Genomic DNA, 17,992 nt, shown 5'->3' with positions numbered 1-17,992 from the left:
GGATTTAAAAGTTAATTATACAGCAATGTCTTTATTAATTGCTTCTTTATCATTATACGTTTTAATGTTTAGTTTTTTCATGAATTTAGATGTTAAGGTGCCCGATAAAATAGCACCATTTACGTTTAATGCTGTACGCCCCATATCGATTAATGGTTCTACTGTGATAAGTAAACCTGCTAGTGCTACAGGTAAATTCATAGATGATAATACAATTAGCGCAGCAAATGTTGCACCACCGCCAACACCAGCAACGCCAAATGAACTAATACCAATGATTAAAATCAATGGCAATAAGAAACCTGGTGATAACGGATCGATTCCTTGACTAGGTGCGATCATTACCGCTAACATCGCTGGATAGATACCGGCACAACCGTTTTGACCAATTGTTGCACCGAAAGATGCCGCCATATTGGCCGTACCACTATGAACACCAAGACTTTCCCTCTGTACTTGAATGGTCAATGGAATCGTACCTGCACTTGATCTTGATGTAAACGCAAAGCTTAGTACAGGTAATACTTTACGGACAAATGTAAATGGATTTAGTCTAAATATAGCCAGAATAATCATGTGGACGATAAACATAGCAAGCAATGCCACATAAGATGCACCGACAAATTTGCCAAGCTCAATAATGCCCGCTATATTTGTCTGTGCTACTGTATTTGCCATTAATCCTAAAATACCATATGGCGCTAAGCGTAAAATAATCGTTACAATACGCATGATGACAGTATAGAAAGTATTTACTATATCTATAAATTTCTCTGCTTGTTCTGGTTGCTTTCTTCTTACACCTAATACAGCAATTCCAACTAAAATAGAGAAAATAACTACAGCAATAACAGATGTAGCACGCTCTCCTGTCATATCCAAGAAAATATTAGACGGAATAAATTCTAGTATTTTTTGTGGGGTCGTCATTCCTTCAACTGAGCCTAGCGTTTCCTCTAATGATGCTGCTCGGTCTTGTTCAGCTTCACCCATTTCGATTTGGTCTGCATTTAGATTAAAGATTGATGAGCTTGTTACACCAACTACTGCTGCCACCATAGCAGTAGAAACAAGAATACCAATAATCCATGCTGACATTTTCCCTAATTCAGATGATTTCTCTAAATTAATGATCGATTGAATAATAGACACCATTACTAGCGGAATAACGATCATCATTAATAGGCGGACATATCCACGCCCTACAATGTTATACCAATCTGTCGTTGCAGTAACGATTTCAGAATCTGCTGAATAAACAATTTGTAAAAAGGCACCTAGAAGAATACCTAGTCCTAAACCCGCGAAAACTCGTTTACTAAACGATACATATTTTCGCTGCATACCGATTAAAACACCGATAAATAATAGCATAATAGCAATATTGATAATTATGAAAACTGTGTTCATCTTTTTTCCTCCTTTTCAATTAAACCGATATAAATACTTGGATTATGTTACATTTATTTATTTCATATGTCAAAACTTATGATTTGTGCAAGTATTTATTTTTAAAATTAGTGTACACTCATTATTGGAAACATGACAAGCTTCTTGCTTTAGATAAATCTTTAACAGTGTTACGAATACCAGTAAAAACTGCTAAAAGAAGCTTTAGGATTTCCCAGTAAAAGGTGACTTAACTGGAAATGTGTTGATGAAAATGATCGGTTTTCCTCATAATAAAAAAACTTGTACCCATGAGGAGTACAAGTTAGCTTGCAATCGAAAGGTCTTCTTCTAAGACTAGTTCGACGTTTCCTTTAATTGCCCGAGAGATCATACAGGATGACTCTGCTAGTTTAACAATCTTTTTCAACTTTTGCAGATGATCGGCAGTTGCTTCTTTTTTTAATATGACAACAGGACGGTGGATGATTCGTTTATAAGTAAATACACCATTGGTGACATCTACATCTCCTACAGAGGTTAACTCTATATATTCAAGAGGCAAATCCGCTCGTTCGATCATCGCTGCCACTGTAATTAAATAACAGGTAGCAGCTGCACCTAATAACATTTCATCTGGATTCGTACCAACTCCCGGACCATCCATTTCAGGTGGAATGGAAATCTTGGTACTTAAATTACCTGCTTCGATATGTCCTACTTCATTTCTACCACCAGGCCACGTGGCATTTAATGTAAATTGGTGTATCGCCATTTATATCATCCTTTCTCTCTCCATTATAGACATCGGAGTTCAGACGATAAAATGATCTGTTTACGCTTCCGGTTCTTCCTTTTTACTGGATAGAAACCAACCAGCTACTGCGATAGCAACAAGGACAAGATAGAACGTTAATTTCCAAGGCAAGGAATGTGCAAAATCATGTGATAAAAGGTGAACATCTTCATGCGCTAATACACTTACTACCAATTTAATACCAACCCATCCGACAATAACAAATGCTGCCACTTCTAATCCAGGACGCTCATGCAATAATTTAACAAATACATTCGCAGCAAAACGCATAATGATTAATCCGATCATCCCACCAGCTAGCACGACAAGGAATTGACCCGTATCAAGGCTTCCAATCGTACCGATGCCTGTTGCTGGTAAAGCTACTGCTAAGGCAACAGCCGCTAAAATGGAATCCACCGCAAATGCTAAGTCGGCAAGTTCAACCTTTAAGACGGTCATCCAGAAGCCAGGTCCTCCTTTTTCCACTGCCGCTTCTGCCTGCTCTTCTGCTCCTGTCTCTCCTTTATTCTTCTTACGAAATGTATCATATAAGTGCTTAATCGAGATAAATAATAAATAGGCTGCACCTATTGCCTGTACTTGCCAGACATCAACTAGGAACGAAATAACAAATAAGGAACCAAATCTTAAAACAAAAGCACCTGCTAACCCGTAAAAGAGCGCTTTTTTACGTTGGTCATCCGGTAAATGTTTGACCATAATCGCTAGAACAAGCGCATTATCTGCTGCTAAAATCCCTTCCAAACCAATTAATACTAATAAAACCCATCCGTACTCTAATAATAATTCCAATTTGCTCCATCTCCTAAATAAAAATGTGATCTCCACCAGTTGGTAAAGATCACATAAAAAACGAGACCCTTACCACTGGTGGTAAAGGTCTCGCCAACAACGCCTGAGTTGCCAATAATGCCGGAGATAATTCTCGAAATGACGACATTTATTGTAACAGCTACTCCCCTTTATGTATGTTATAACTATAAGTCTTTTTTTCCTGTCTGTCAATCTTTACTAATCAAAAAAAGAACCTATACCATCTCAGTGATAGCATTAGGTTCTTCTTTTTCCAATTCATTATGCATTGATAATCTTGTTTATTCTTTCCTCTACTTCTGCTTGAATAGTTTGTAAAAGCAATTTGCTCTTATCTGCATTATCTGTTTTTACACCGAAGTAGCTTTTGATTTTAGGTTCCGTACCTGAAGGACGGAAGCATACCCATGCATCATCTTCAAGCAAAAATTTCATAACGTTTTCTTTTGGTAATGAAATGTCTTCCTCTGTTGCACCTACTGGTAACTTACGTTTGCTGCTTTGATAATCTTCAATCGCTGTTACTTGTAATCCACCTAATTGTGTAAACGGATTTTCACGAATATCTTCCATAATGGCAGCAATTTGTTCAGCACCATCTTTACCTTTTAATGTTAAAGACTTCTGGCCTTCTAAGTAATAGCCGTGACGTTCGTACAATGTATCTAGTGCCTCCAAAAGTGTCTTACCTTTCGCTTTCCAATAATTCGCCATTTCACATGCTACTACTGCTGCTTGTACCGCATCTTTATCACGGACGAAATCTCCAATTAAATAACCATAACTTTCCTCATAGCCGAAAAGGAAATGTCGTTGGTCAGATTCAAATTGCTTAATTTTCTCACCGATAAATTTAAAACCAGTTAACGTGTCAAGTGAATCAACACCATAATAGGAAGCGATCGCCCTTCCCAATTCAGATGTTACAATCGTTTTAATTACTTGCCCATTTTCAAGTTCCTTCTCACTTAAATGAGATAATGTATAATCCAATAATAGTGATCCTAACTGATTCCCTGTTAATACTTGATAAGACCCATTCCCATCTTTTACAGCAACACCTAAACGATCAGCATCCGGGTCTGTACCAATTAGAATATCCGCATCGATTTCTTTCCCTTGCTTGATTGCCAATTCAAACGCTTGATGCTCTTCTGGATTTGGTGACTGTACTGTCGAGAATTCCGGGTCCGGGTTTGCTTGCTCTTTCACCACATGTACTTGGTCATAGCCAATTTGAGCTAATCCTTTTAATACAAGGTCATGAGCCGTTCCATGCAATGGTGTAAAGACTATATTCACACTGTTTTCTTCTGCTTGCTTTTGAATGGTTTTTAACTCCTGAAGATAAGCATTATCCACTGTTTCGCCAACCCACTCCAATAGACCAGCACTTTCGACTTCTTCCTTGCTTTTGACGGTAACATTTAATTCATCTTCTACTTTATTTACCTCTTCTATGATGGCAGCAGCTTCTTGTAATGGTACTTGTCCGCCATCCTCGTTATAGACTTTAAAACCATTATACTCAGGAGGGTTATGACTTGCGGTAATCATAATACCGGCAGCTGTCTTTAAATAGCGAACCGCAAATGAAAGTAATGGTGTTGGGCGTAATGATTCAAATACATATGCCTTAATATCATGTGCACCTAAAACCTTTGCCACTTCTACGGCAAACTCTTGTGACATATAGCGAGAGTCATATGCAATAACAACTCCTCTGTTATGTGCATTATCTACATTTTTCGTTATGTAATTTGCTAATCCTTCCACTGCTTTCCGAACGGTATAAATATTCATTCGATTGGTTCCAGGCCCCAGCATTCCACGCATTCCGCCGGTACCAAAGGTTAAATTCTTATAAAAGGAATCTTCTAACTCCTTCTGATCTTGGGATAGTTGTTTTAATTGTTCTCCTAAATCTTTATCTAGCGTTGTATGAGATGTCCATCTTTTTAATGTATCTTGCCATGACATGTGATTTCCCCCTTAGTCCTACATTATATATTCTTATACTAGCATAGACTTTCTATTGTTTCTATTATAATCTCACACTATTTGGAAGAGTTTCAGGGGTCCAAAAACCATTTTTTTATTTTATATGATAAAATACAATTAATGAATAAAGACAGAAAAGGTTGTGGCACTTTTGTTTAAAAAAAAGAGCATACGGATTCTCGTAACATGTATACTTATTTTTACTTTAATCTATCTCATTTCTTTAACTAAGTTTATATTTGAGCCTGTTGGTGCTTATCTGACTGCCATTGCGGTTCCTATCATAGGAGCTGGGATTATCTTCTATATTACAAATCCCATCGTTAATTGGTTAGAAAAAAAGAGAGTACCGCGAATTGCAGGTACATTTATTGTATTTCTCTTAATCGTTTTAGTGATTACGATCATTATTAACTTCGTTGCTCCCGTTGTACAAAGACAATTTTCAAACTTTGTTGATAGTATTCCGAAAATGGTAAACAGCGCCGAAAGCCTGTTTGAAATGTGGCAGGAAAATCAGAATATTATACCACCACAGTTTGAAAACGCGATTCAAAATGTCTTGGATAATTTCAGTCAGTATGCAGAAACGATTACTTCCAGCATCATTGGCGTGATCGGACAAATTTTCAGTTTTGTATTTGCCTTTTTCTTAATCCCGTTCTTCCTTTTCTTTATGTTGAAGGATGGATATAAGTTTGTACCTTTTGTTTCAAAATTTTTAAGCCCTAAAAAGGCAAAAAGTTTTAAAACATTAACAGCAAACATTAATCATACTTTGGCTTCATTTATTCAAGGACAGTTTATTGTGAGCGTGTGTGTTGGGGCTATGCTTTATATTGGTTATTTGATCATTGGCCTAGAATATTCCTTATCCTTAGCCTTATTTGGGTTATTAATGAATTTCATTCCATTCTTAGGTCCGTTTTTATCAGCAATTCCTGCTATTATCGTTGGGGTCTTTCAAGAACCGATCATGGCTGTATGGGCGGCAATTGTGATGATAGTCGCGCAACAGATTGAAAGTAACCTTATCTCACCAAACGTAATGGGAAGAGCGCTATCCATTCATCCGTTAACGGTTATTACCTTGATTCTAGCTGCTGGGGGAATTGCAGGATTTTTAGGATTATTGTTTATCATTCCTGCTTATGCAGTTGTTAAAACGATCATTGCGCATTTCTATTATGAGTGGAAGAAAAATCAATCAGAAGAGGATCCGGATTTGTTTTAAGTGTGAAGAATTGATGATCGTATAAGATACCATGGCATTTCGCCAATTAGGTTGGCGAAAGCCTGTTACCTTATAATAGATTATAAGACTTATAATAATGAGATACGTTGAACTATTTTAACTGCTTGACCATAATATAATTATTTTGTTCCTCGTCTCCTATATAGATCGAGTAAGATCCCCTCTTTTCAAATCCCATTTTTTCATGAAAATTGATAGCGTTTTTGTTTTTTCGCCATATGCCTAACCAAATCTCACTTTTGTCTCGTTCTCTTGCAATATCAATTCCTGTTTGTAGTAATAATTTCCCTAATCCTTTCTCATGAAAGGTGTTTTTCACGTAAATGCGTTCGATTTCCAGGGCATTATCACCGATTTGATATGTTTGTGCGTCTCCCTCATTTACTTTCAAGTAACCTGTTAGCATGTTGTCTACGTATTGGAATAAAAATGTCGAGGATGGATTGGATAATTCTTTCGTAAGTTGTTCTGTACTGAAGGCTTGATCTAAATATTCATTAATATTTTCGGGTGTGTTTAGATGACTGTAAGTTTCATTATATGTTTCTGTACCTATGTCCTGTAATAATTGCAAATCTTCCAGTGTACATTTCCTGATACTTGTCTTCACTTAACCCTCTCCTTTACAGTTTAGATTTACCTTGAACCTTGCATATGAGGCAAAATTTAACGGCAGATAATTTAAGTATATTGTGAAATTCTCTTCGAGTCAATGAAAGCGAATTCAGATTTGTGAATATTTTCTAAAAATTTATTGCAAATATACATCAAACATTTCAAAATAACTACTCCGTTTAACACGGTCCTTGCGCTGATTTTATACTCTCTTTCCTTATAACAAAAAAATCCTCAAGCTTTTATAAGCTCGAGGATTTTTCATGCATATTAATAATCATGTATATTTTTGGTTGTTAAATTACTCACCAGTAATTTCTTCAATTTCTTGTTCTAGTTTGTCAAGAATTGCTCCATCAACTGTTGAGATGTTCTCACGATAGAAGTCACGTACTGGCATTGCTAGTTCTTTAAATTCTTCACGATCTTCTTCACTGATTTCTACAATTTCAGTCGTTTCTTCAATGACAGATAAGAATTCTTCATTTTGACGTTCTTGCTCTTCAAACACCCAGCTTTGTAATTCTTCCACTGTTTCATCGACTAGAGCTTTTTCAGCTTCTCCTAAGCCATCATACCATTCTTGGTTAACTGTTGTTGTTGCTACATAGTTGTTATGGTTAGAAAGTGTCATATAATCTTGAACTTCGTGGAACGAAGCATCAGCAATAAAGAATATTGGGTTTTCCTGTCCATCCATCGTACCGTTTTCTAATGCTGTGTAAAGTTCACCCCAGCTATAACCATCTGGGTTTGCTCCATATGCTCCATAAGACTCATTTTGTAACTCGCTACCCTGTGTTCTCATTTTAAAGTTTTCAAAGTCTGCTGGAGATTCTAAAGGTGTATTACTAGTCCATTGCATAGCACCTTCTGTCCAGAATGCAAGCGGTTCTAGACCAATTGCTTCATATTGCTCTACTAAATCTACATTAATTGCTTCACTTTCATTTAAAATTTGTTGTGTTTCTTCTACACTTTCAGGAAATAAGAAATGTAGACCAAAAATTTGACTTTCCTTTACTGTGTTCCCAATAAAACCTGGAGATGTTACTGCTAGCTGAGCAGTCCCTTCTTGTAATTGTACAACTTGGTCTGTTTCACTACCAAGTCCACCAAATTCATAAGTTTCGACTGTGATACTTCCACCAGATTTCTCATCAATACGCTTTGCAAATTCATCTGCATAAGCCATTTGTACTTGTTCACCAGTTTCTTCTGTGATAAAAATCCATTCTTGCTCTTCAAAATCACCTGCAGCTTCTTCTCCATCAGTTGTTTCTTCCGTATTGTCTCCTGTATCTTCGCCGCCGTTATCAGTTTCTTCTTCTTCCGTGCCTCCTCCGCATGCTGCTAAAAAGACACCTAACGCTAATAGTAATACTGCTAATAGTGAAAGCTTTTTGTTAATAATGATAAAAACCCCCTAAATATTTTTTATTATGTTAGATTCCCTTACAATAAAGCAAGAGAAATCTGTGGAAACAGAATCAATAAAACAGAAATCAGTACCATTATGAGAATATATGGAGGTGTACCTTTTATTACTTCCATATATGGTTTATTAAAGACGGCACTGGCTGTAAATATATCCACACCAAATGGTGGTGTTGCAGAACCTAAAGCTGCTTGGAATGTAATAACAATACCTAGATGTATTGGATCAACTCCAACTTCACTTGCAATTGGTGCAAAAATAGGTGTTAATACTAAGATCACTACTATAGGGTCAACAAACATACATCCCACAAAAAAGAATATGGTTACAATAAGCAATACATATATTTCACTAGGATCAGACCCTAATACTGCATCAGAAAGCATTTGTGGAATTTTTTCTAAGTTGACAAGATAGGTAAATACTTGACCACCAGCAACTAACACAAATACCGCTGATGTTACTAACCCTGTTGATAAAGCAATACCTGGTAATTGTTTAAGATGGACTGACCTAAAGATAACTACTTCTAATATTAAAGCATATAGAACGGATATCCCTGCTGCTTCTGTTGCGGAAAACCACCCCAGGTAAATACCACCGATAACTAATATCGGAAATCCTAAAGGAAAGAGCGCTCTTCTAAACGAATGAAATCTTTCTTTCCATGTTGCTTTATCTGACAATGGAATATTTTTTACCTTTGCATAGATTACACTATAAATCGTAAATGCTAAGAATACGATAAGACCGGGAATAATACCTGCGATGAAAAGATCACCAATTGATTCACCAGACACTAGTCCATACATAATTAAGCCTATACTCGGCGGTATTAACAAAGCTACATCACTTGAATTGATAATTAAGGCCATTGCACTCGAATCTTTATACCCAACTTTTAACAATCTCTCACGCATTGGTTTACCAATTGCTACTACCGTTGCTTGAGTTGAACCAGAGATAGCACCGAATAAAGAACAAGCTGCTGCGGTAGTCACAGCATACCCACCCCTAAGATGTCCTATAAATGATCCTATAAAGTCTAATAAACGTTGTGACGTTTTACCCGCAGTCATGATGTCTGCTGCAAAGATAAATAATGGGACACAAAGTAATTGATATGATTCAATTCCTGTAACTAATTGCCCTACCATAACAGAAGAGTCAATTGGGAACTGTGTATATCCTAATAAGACAACTACAAATGGTGCAACGATAAGTGGTATCATCATGGGAAAGTTAAGCAGAAGTAAAATGACCATAATTCCTAATAATATTGTAAGCATTTTGGCTTCCTCACTTTTTTACTAATTATACTTGCATTTGATCATCAATATGACGATCTTCTGGTTTGATGTCATTATAATCCAATGCATCTGTCCCAATGTAAACCTCTTTGTTGACAATATTTACGATTAAATTTCGCACAAATTGAATACCACCCATAAAGAAACCTAGTGGTATGAATAAATACATAATATATGTTGGCATACCCAAATATGCTGTTGTGGTGCCTCTTTCGTATTCATTCACTACATACTCAAAGGATACATAGGTTAAAGCAAATAATATCAGCGCTGTAACTAGTGGTATTAAAATAGCCATTGCTTTACGAATACGCCAAGGCACAGTATCGTAAATAGCAGACATACTAATATGTCTTCCCTTTCGTGCAGCGTAACTAATACCCATAAATGTTGAGATCACAACAGCAAACTTGGCTACTTCTGAATGAAAACCGATACTAGGACCAAAAAACTGCCTACTAATAACATTCATACAAATCATTAGTGCAATAACAATAATTGATCCCCCTAAAATGAATTCTTCTATTTTAAGTATACATTTATCTAGCAATCGAAAGAATTTGATAACTACTTCCCCCCTTCTAAGAAAATACCGAACTACAAGTTATATTTAATGTTACAAAAATGTTGCATTCTTCACAAATTTACTATGCCCCGATTGAGATCAATTAAACCACAAATAATCGTGTATAAAAAAAATGTATTGCTTTCATGGATATATAATGTCATATGCTCATAAATAATTCGTAATCCTCCAAAAAAGGTAAAACTTTTTCATTTTTTTGGTATTTTTTGTTTATTTTAGAATGTTGCTTGCCTATTCTTTCTAACTGATTTACGCTTTACTAAGGGAAATGGAAATATAAATGGGGTGAAAATAATGAACATTAAAGAACTGGAAGCAGAAATAGAAGACTTAAAAGCTGATTATACCAGGCTATCTGCTGACTTAGAGAAATTAGTATATGTAGGTGGAAACACAGCATATAACGAAAAGGAATTAGAACGCTTAGCTGCAAAAATATCCGATCTTCGTCAAAAAATACAACAGCAAAAAAGCTAGCAACAGTTTGTTGCTAGCTTTTCTCATTTCTTTTTTCCTCTAGTTTTTCCTTGATTTTATGAAATTCTTTACTTGGTGGTGTTAAACTGACAATCGTATCTCCTGCTGTTGCTGTTGTCTCAAAATCTTCTGCAAAGAACTCGATTTGTTTTGACTGTTTCAACACAAACAACAACACGGTTTCCTTGTCACGATCTTTCAAATAATCTTGATACAAATAACGATCTGTTAAAGATGTTTTTCGTAAAACATACCCACTCTTCAATTTGTATTTCAATTCTTCGATACCTTCTGTTGGTGTAAATACTTCTCTTCCACCAATCGTATGGTCAATATCTACTAAATGATCTCCGCTATGATTTTGTTTTGGTAAACGGAACACATTCTTTCTACCAAACTCAGGTAAGAATGTAGAACACACTAAGGCATTATAAGAATCATATTCAGTCGCTGTTAACAAGTAATCATACGGTGTGAAATCCATTGTATATTCTGTTTGCTCTGATAAAATTTCACAATGGTTATGCTGAATCCCTGCTTTTCTAGCACCGTTAAGTCGATCCCAAGATGAATCAACAACAACTGCTGGGATACCTAATTCCTTCATCGTTTTTGCCAAAGAATTGGTAAAACGGTTGGAGCCGACAATTAACACTCCTGGCTTCCCTTCTGCAGAAAGGTTTAATTTTTTCGCTAACCAACCAATAGAGAAACCATGAACGACAACTGTGGAAAATACTAATGCGAAAGTTAATGGTGTTACAAGGGATGCCCCTTCAAATCCTTCATCTGCAAGGATAGTTGCAAAATAACTTGCTACTGTCAAAGCAACAATACCTCGTGGAGCGATCCAGCCAACCAATGTTTTTTCTTGCAACGATAAACCTGATTTAATCGTTGATAAGAAAATAGATAGTGGACGGACGACAAACAGCATTAATAATACATATCCAATAATTGCTGGCTGGAAAACATCCATTAATGTGTCGATTGTTAGCGATGAGGTTAAGAGAATAAATACTGTTGAAATTAAAAGCATCGAGATATTCTCTTTAAAGTGACGCATATCCCTAATAGAAGATATACCAAGATTCGCCAATGTCATCCCCATTGCAGTTACTGCTAATAAACCTGTTTCATGTTTCACTTCATCCGCTATAATAAAGCATGCAATAACCAATGCAAAAACAGCAGGTGACTTTAAAAATTCTGGAATATGTCCTGACTCAAACATCCACCCGGTAATTTTTCCAAAGACAACCCCAAGTACTACAGCAAATAAGGATGCTAATAAGAAAAATAATAGGGCTGTTGCATCTCTTCCGTCAGCTAACAAGAATAAAATGAATTCAAAGGCAAAGACAGCTATTAAAGCACCGAATGGGTCAACAACAATCCCTTCCCATTTTAAGATCTTTGCTGGTGTTGGTTTTAGTTTTGATTGCCTTAACAGTGGTAAAATAACAGTAGGACCTGTTACAATAAAGATACCTCCAATGACAAATGCAACCGCCCAAGATAACCCTGCTACATAATGGGCAGTTAACGATCCCAAAATCCAGGCAAGAAACGCTCCCCATGTAACAATACGAAAAACTGGCTTTCCTAACCCTTTTACTTCTTTAAAATTCAGATTCAAGCTTCCTTCAAAAAGAATAATCGCCACAGCTATGGAAATAAACGGGCGATACAAATCACCGAAAGCTTCTTCTGGATTCATCAATCCGAATACAGGTCCAGCGAGTAAACCTGCTATCGACATCACGACAATTGCTGGCAATCGGAATTTCCAAGCTACCCACTGCGAGCCGACACCAAGCACAGCAATAAGCATGAGTATTAATAATAATGAGTCCATCATTATCCCCCTTTACCTTCTATCTTTATCTATATTTACATTCATTAAATTTCATCAGAAGCTAGCATTATTTTAAAGGTTAATAGGTGGGATGTAAATATTTTTATTTCAAACTTTTTTCTTTGCACGATAAACGTATTGATTTCTATGGAAATAAAACAATGAAATTCACCAAAGGTAACAGCGACAAGCCAAGTTTTACTATATGTATGAGGCATAAAAAATGTTATGCTAACAATGAGTTTATTAAAAGGATGATATTGTATGAGTACGTTGGATTTATTAAAAAAATATTTTGGTTATGATGCTTTCCGACCTGGACAAGAAAAAATTGTGAACCAAATCCTTAATCAGGAAAACACGTTAGCTATTATGCCGACTGGCGGAGGGAAATCAATCTGCTATCAAATCCCCGGTCTTGCACAAGATGGAGTTTCCATCGTGATCTCCCCGCTTATCTCCTTAATGAAAGACCAGGTGGATGCCCTACAATCATTAGGAGTTGCGGCTACCTATATAAACAGTTCCTTAACAACGGAAGAACAATTTAGTAGACTAGCTGAGATTCGTAATGGTCAATATAGGTTTGTCTATGTTGCGCCAGAACGTTTTGATTCCAATGCTTTTTTTGATGCCATTAATTCGTTGCATGTCTCATTAATTGCATTTGATGAAGCTCACTGTATTTCACAATGGGGACACGATTTTCGCCCCAGTTATCGTACTGTTGTCCAAGCCGTTCATCAATTACGTAATCGTCCTGTACTGATTGGATTAACGGCAACAGCTACCGCGGAAGTAATTCGTGATTTACAGCAACTGCTCGATGTCGAGGATAATGCTGTTGTTAACACTGGCTTTGCACGTAATAACCTTACGTTCCAGGTTATAAAGGGACACGATCGTCAAGGGTATGTAACGGATTATTTAAAAGCTCATCAGGACGACACTGGAATTATTTATGCGATAACTCGGAAACAAGTCGATCAGCTTTATTTTATATTACAAGAAAAGGGATTCTCTGTTAGAAAATATCATGCGGGGATGTCAGAAGAAGCTAGAAAAGAAGCGCAAAATGATTTTATTTATGACAATGCACGAGTAATGGTCGCTACCAATGCTTTCGGGATGGGTATTGACAAGTCCAATGTCCGCTATGTACTTCACTATGCCTTGCCGAAGAATCTAGAAAGTTATTATCAAGAGGCCGGACGAGCTGGACGGGATGGTGAACCAAGTCAATGTATCATTCTTTTTTCAGGTCAGGATATCACATTGCAAAAATATTTAATTGATCAGTCGGACATGATGGATGAGCAGAAAAAAAGAGGCGAATATGACAAATTACAGGCAATGATCAATTATTGCCATACCGATCAATGCCTGCAGCAATATATTCTCCGTTATTTTAATGATACGATTTCTTCAACAGAAGCATGTGGCAGTTGCTCTAACTGTGACAGTGATCTAGAAAAAGTTGACCGTACAAAGGAAGCACAAATGGTACTATCTTGTGTCAAGCGGATGGATGAACGATTCGGAGCCAGTTTAGTAGCTAAGGTTTTAAAAGGTTCCAATGACAAAAAGGTAAAGCAATTTCGCTTTGACCGACTATCCACGTACGGACTGATGAAAGAAATGACAGAGAAAGAGCTTGTTTCCTTTATTCAATTTTTAGTAGCAGAAGATTTCTTAGTATCTGAAGGTGGACGCTATCCAACCCTACGTCTAAGCAAGCGAGCTGTATCTGTTTTAACAGGAGAAGAAAAAGTATATGTACAGGCAGCCAAAGTAGAGACGAAAGAAGTTGTTGCATACGATACGGAAATGTTTGAACAATTACGAAGATTGCGAAAGTCATTAGCAGATCAACAAGGTGTTCCGCCATATGTGATTTTCTCCGATAAAAGTTTGCGCGAAATGTCTGTTGTCAAGCCGAAATCAAAATACGAAATGCTGCAGATCCATGGTGTTGGTGAGCGCAAGTTCGAACAATATGGAGAAGTGTTTTTGGAGTGCTTTTTGGAAAATGCCTAGATTTTACTGGACACTTCCTAATTAAAAGAACTCTCGTCATCAAACGAGAGTTCTTTCTTTTCCTTAATCAAAATCGATTGCCCATGCTCCTTGACGGAATACAGGTTCTTTTTCTCCGTCCTGTGTTTCTCCGTCAATATCTAAGTCCGCCGATCCGATCATGAAATCAACATGTGTCAGGCTATCGTTTACTCCGTGCTCGTCTAGCTCTTCCTCACTCATATCTGACCCGCCTTCAAGGTTAGTTGGATAGGCCTTTCCTAATGCAATATGGCAGGACGCATTTTCATCATATAAAGTGTTATAGAAAATTAAACCTGATTGTGAAATAGGTGATGCATGTGGTACTAAAGCTAATTCTCCCAGACGTGTTGCCCCTTCATCTGTTTCCAGTAAATGTTTTAAAGTATCATAGCCCTGCTCAGCTTCAAAGTCGACTACTTTGCCATCTTTAAATGTTAAGCTGAAGCCATCAATCATATTACCCCCATATACAAGTGGTTTTGTTGCGGTTACTTTACCATCTACTTTATATTTATGTGGCATTGTAAAGACTTCTTCAGTCGGCATATTCGGGTTAAAGCTGTTACCATTCGGTAATTTCGCAGAGCCACCCTTCCAAATATGACCTGCTGGTAATTCGAAGCGGATATCTGTACCTTCTGATTGGAAAATCAGTGCTTTATACGATTTTTCATTTAAGTATTCTCGGGCTTGTTTTAAGGTACGGTTATGTTCATCCCATGCAGCGACAGGATCTTCTTGATCAACACGAACAATTTTAAAAATTTCTTCCCATAAGCTTTCGATTGCCTCTTCTTTTGATTTATCTGGAAAGATTTTTTGTGCCCAGTCACCTGTTGGAATAGAAATGATTGACCATGGAATCCGATCATTCATCGTATACTGACGAAATTCCTTCATCGCTTGCCCACTTGCTTTGTTTGCTTTTGCGATTTTCGCAGAATCAATATCTTTTAGTAAATCGGGATTAGTGGAGCGGATCGATAATAGCGCCGCACCATCTTCAGCAAAATCTAAATGCTTTGCTACTTGCCATTTCGGTATATCTGTTAACACTTCTTCTGATGCATAGTTAAATTTCAAATAGGTAAGCTCATCATCTGACCAATTAATATGGACATTTTTAGCACCCATTTCATATGCTTTACGGGCAACAATTCTCGTAAAATCCGCTCCTTCAATGGAAGAATTGATCACTAATGCCTGTCCTTCCTGCAAATTCACACCTGTTTTTAATGCTAGTTCTGCGTACTTTTCCTGTAGTTGTTTGTCTGCCATTATGACTCCTCCTTCAGTTCTTCTAGTAAAAGGGATAGTTCTTCCCATCTTTCCATTTTTTCTTCCAGTTGTTGTTCGATTTCATTTTGTTTATCGTATAGAGGCTGAATTTTGCCAATATCACTACCTGCTTCCGCAATTTCTGTTGCAATTTGCTCAAGCTCAGTTTCTAGTGTTGTTATTTCATCTTCTATTGTATCCCACTCTTTTTGTTCATGATAGGATAGCTTTTTCTTTTTTCGTGTCGGTTTTTGCTTTAATATCGTTTTGTTTTGCTTATGCTCTGATTCTTTTTGCTGTTCGCGAAATTCGGAATAATTGCCATAAAAAAAGGTTAATGTTTCACTTTCGGTAAAGGCAATAATCTGTTCAACGGTTTTATCCAGAAAGTAACGATCATGGGATACCGTGATCACGACACCAGGAAATTGCTCTAAATAATCTTCAAGTACTGCAAGTGTTTCCGTATCCAGGTCATTGGTTGGCTCATCGAGAAACAATACGTTTGGTTCACGCATTAGTACAGTTAATAAATATAGTCTACGGCGTTCGCCACCTGACAACTTTCGAACATATGTCCATTGTTGCGATCTTGGAAATAAAAATCGTTCCAGCATTTGTTCAGCTGTAATGACACTACCATCTAGTGTATGGACCACCTCTGCTACATCGCGGACAAGGTCAATCACCTTAACACTATCATCTAGTGGTGGATGATCTTGTGTATAATAACCAATTTCCACGGTTTCACCAATGTCAATGGTACCTGTATCCGGCTCGACACGGCCAGCTAAAATATTTAGTAAAGTCGTTTTCCCACTACCATTAGCACCTACTATTCCTAGTCTGTCACCAGGCTTAATTAGAAAATTAAAGTCTTTAAACAAGGTTTTTCCATCATATGATTTACCTAAATTTTTAACTTCCATGACTTTTTTACCAAGGCGAGTGGAACCAACTTGAAATGATAAATCCTGTTTTTTCGTGTCAAAGGTTTTCTCTTTCATTTCTTCAACACGATCGATTCGGGCTTTCTGTTTTGTTGTTCTTGCCTTAACACCTGCTTTGAGCCAAGCAATTTCCTTCTTCAAAATATTTTTATGCTTTTGTTCTGCTTGTATTTCTTGTTCTTCCCGTATCGCTTTTTGTTCTAAAAAAGTTTGATAATTGCCTTCGTATGTATATAAGTTACCCTTATCCAACTCAAAAATACGGTTAGTAATTCGGTTAAGAAAATAGCGATCATGTGTAACAAGCAAAATAGCCCCTTGATAAGTGGGTAAGTATTCTTCGAGCCATTCGATAGTATCGTTGTCGAGATGGTTGGTTGGCTCATCTAGTATCAGTAAATCTGCTGGTTGAATTAGAGATTTAGCTATTGCTACACGTTTACGTTGACCGCCAGAAAGGTTTTCCGTTTTTTTGTCGAAAGCCGGAACTCCTAATTTTGTTAGGATTGTTTTAGCAACGGTCATGGCGTCCCATGCTTCGACTTGATCCATTTTTTCCTGTATTTTCAAAAGTTGATTTTGCATGGTTACATTCTCGGGTTCTCTTTCCAAAGCTAATATGGCTGATTCATATTGTCGTAAAGTGACCATCATTTCAGCATCACCATAATATATTTGATTTAGTACAGTGTCCCCGTCCGTTAGCTGTGGGTCTTGATCTAAGTATTCTATCCGGTAATCATTGGGATGATCGATCATACCGGATTCTGCCTGATCAATACCTGCTAATACTTTTAGTAAGGTGGATTTCCCTGTACCATTAACCCCGATCAAACCGATACGATCGCTGTCTGAAATCGAAAATGAAATCCCATCAAACAATACTTTCTCACCATACGTTTTGACTAGATCCTCTACTTTAATCGTGCGCATTGTATCTACCCTTTCTAGTTAAGAAAAACTGAGCAACATCTGTACATTCCTTTACCTTTCACCAAATTCGTAGTAGATACATACTGCGAAGTAATGAAAGGTGAAAAAGTGAGGCTTTCTTCCATTCTTCTGAAGTTGCGTGCTCATTCGTCGCTGCGGAAAAACACTCCCTTTCCGGGGGCACGGCCTCAGCTAACTTGGTGAAGAA

The 17,992-nt window shown here is 37.1% G+C and carries 14 protein-coding genes; 3 read left to right on the top strand and 11 right to left on the bottom strand.

Annotation, left to right across the window (positions count from 1 at the left end):
• Positions 1-15: 15 nt before the first annotated feature.
• The 4 genes from J5J03_RS15270 to J5J03_RS15255 all read right to left on the bottom strand — a co-directional run bounded on the left by J5J03_RS15270 (position 16) and on the right by J5J03_RS15255 (position 5,002).
• Complete coding sequence (locus J5J03_RS15270) at positions 16-1,410, bottom strand: L-cystine transporter (RefSeq protein ID WP_208590674.1); 1,395 nt, start codon at positions 1,408-1,410, stop codon at positions 16-18.
• Between the two features lie 304 nt (positions 1,411-1,714).
• Positions 1,715-2,164 (bottom strand): OsmC family protein, encoded by a 450-nt coding sequence (locus J5J03_RS15265; RefSeq protein ID WP_208590673.1) that lies wholly within the window; start codon positions 2,162-2,164, stop codon positions 1,715-1,717.
• Between the two features lie 60 nt (positions 2,165-2,224).
• Positions 2,225-3,001, bottom strand: a complete 777-nt coding sequence (locus J5J03_RS15260; RefSeq protein ID WP_208590672.1) for a TerC family protein — start codon at positions 2,999-3,001, stop codon at positions 2,225-2,227.
• A gap of 282 nt (positions 3,002-3,283) precedes the next feature.
• The gene (locus J5J03_RS15255) at positions 3,284-5,002 is read right to left on the bottom strand and encodes a phospho-sugar mutase (RefSeq protein ID WP_208590671.1); all 1,719 of its coding nucleotides are present in this window, start codon (positions 5,000-5,002) and stop codon (positions 3,284-3,286) included.
• Between the two features lie 172 nt (positions 5,003-5,174).
• Here J5J03_RS15255 and J5J03_RS15250 point away from each other — a divergent pair, with 172 nt between their 5' ends.
• The gene (locus J5J03_RS15250; protein WP_208590670.1) at positions 5,175-6,257 is read left to right on the top strand and encodes an AI-2E family transporter; all 1,083 of its coding nucleotides are present in this window, start codon (positions 5,175-5,177) and stop codon (positions 6,255-6,257) included.
• Between the two features lie 112 nt (positions 6,258-6,369).
• On the opposite strand, the gene J5J03_RS15245 is transcribed toward J5J03_RS15250, so the two are convergent.
• The 4 genes from J5J03_RS15245 to J5J03_RS15230 all read right to left on the bottom strand — a co-directional run bounded on the left by J5J03_RS15245 (position 6,370) and on the right by J5J03_RS15230 (position 10,122).
• Positions 6,370-6,888 carry a GNAT family N-acetyltransferase gene (locus J5J03_RS15245; RefSeq protein ID WP_208590669.1) on the bottom strand — a complete coding sequence of 173 codons (519 nt, stop codon included), beginning with the start codon at positions 6,886-6,888 and terminating at the stop codon, positions 6,370-6,372.
• A 306-nt stretch (positions 6,889-7,194) separates the two neighbouring features.
• A complete protein-coding gene (gene dctP / locus J5J03_RS15240) occupies positions 7,195-8,088 on the bottom strand; it encodes a TRAP transporter substrate-binding protein DctP (protein WP_231710778.1) in 894 nt (297 codons plus the stop codon).
• A 260-nt stretch (positions 8,089-8,348) separates the two neighbouring features.
• On the bottom strand, positions 8,349-9,620 hold the full coding sequence (locus J5J03_RS15235; protein ID WP_208590667.1) for a TRAP transporter large permease: 1,272 nt from the start codon (positions 9,618-9,620) through the stop codon (positions 8,349-8,351).
• Positions 9,621-9,645: 25 nt separating this feature from the next.
• Complete coding sequence (locus J5J03_RS15230; protein WP_331460508.1) at positions 9,646-10,122, bottom strand: TRAP transporter small permease; 477 nt, start codon at positions 10,120-10,122, stop codon at positions 9,646-9,648.
• Positions 10,123-10,521: 399 nt separating this feature from the next.
• Here J5J03_RS15230 and J5J03_RS15225 point away from each other — a divergent pair, with 399 nt between their 5' ends.
• The gene (locus J5J03_RS15225) at positions 10,522-10,704 is read left to right on the top strand and encodes an SE1832 family protein (RefSeq protein WP_208590665.1); all 183 of its coding nucleotides are present in this window, start codon (positions 10,522-10,524) and stop codon (positions 10,702-10,704) included.
• A 13-nt stretch (positions 10,705-10,717) separates the two neighbouring features.
• Here J5J03_RS15225 and J5J03_RS15220 read toward each other — a convergent pair whose 3' ends face one another.
• On the bottom strand, positions 10,718-12,565 hold the full coding sequence (locus J5J03_RS15220; RefSeq protein WP_208590663.1) for a cation:proton antiporter: 1,848 nt from the start codon (positions 12,563-12,565) through the stop codon (positions 10,718-10,720).
• A gap of 261 nt (positions 12,566-12,826) precedes the next feature.
• On the opposite strand from J5J03_RS15220, the gene recQ reads away from it, so the two are divergent.
• Entirely contained in the window at positions 12,827-14,599 is a 1,773-nt protein-coding gene (gene recQ, locus J5J03_RS15215; RefSeq protein ID WP_208590661.1) for a DNA helicase RecQ, read from the top strand.
• 63 nt (positions 14,600-14,662) lie between these two features.
• Here recQ and J5J03_RS15210 read toward each other — a convergent pair whose 3' ends face one another.
• Together J5J03_RS15210 and J5J03_RS15205 are read right to left on the bottom strand one after the other, a co-directional pair.
• The gene (locus tag J5J03_RS15210; RefSeq protein WP_208590659.1) at positions 14,663-15,901 is read right to left on the bottom strand and encodes an aminopeptidase; all 1,239 of its coding nucleotides are present in this window, start codon (positions 15,899-15,901) and stop codon (positions 14,663-14,665) included.
• On the bottom strand, positions 15,901-17,784 hold the full coding sequence (locus J5J03_RS15205) for an ABC-F family ATP-binding cassette domain-containing protein (protein WP_208590658.1): 1,884 nt from the start codon (positions 17,782-17,784) through the stop codon (positions 15,901-15,903). Before J5J03_RS15205 ends, J5J03_RS15210 begins: the two co-directional genes overlap by 1 nt.
• Positions 17,785-17,992 lie beyond the last annotated feature (208 nt).

The organism is Gracilibacillus suaedae (assembly GCF_017599345.1).
Lineage (GTDB): Bacteria > Bacillota > Bacilli > Bacillales > Amphibacillaceae > Gracilibacillus > Gracilibacillus suaedae.
Note: the sequence above shows the minus strand (reverse complement) of the source record. Positions and strands in the feature narration are given on the sequence as shown.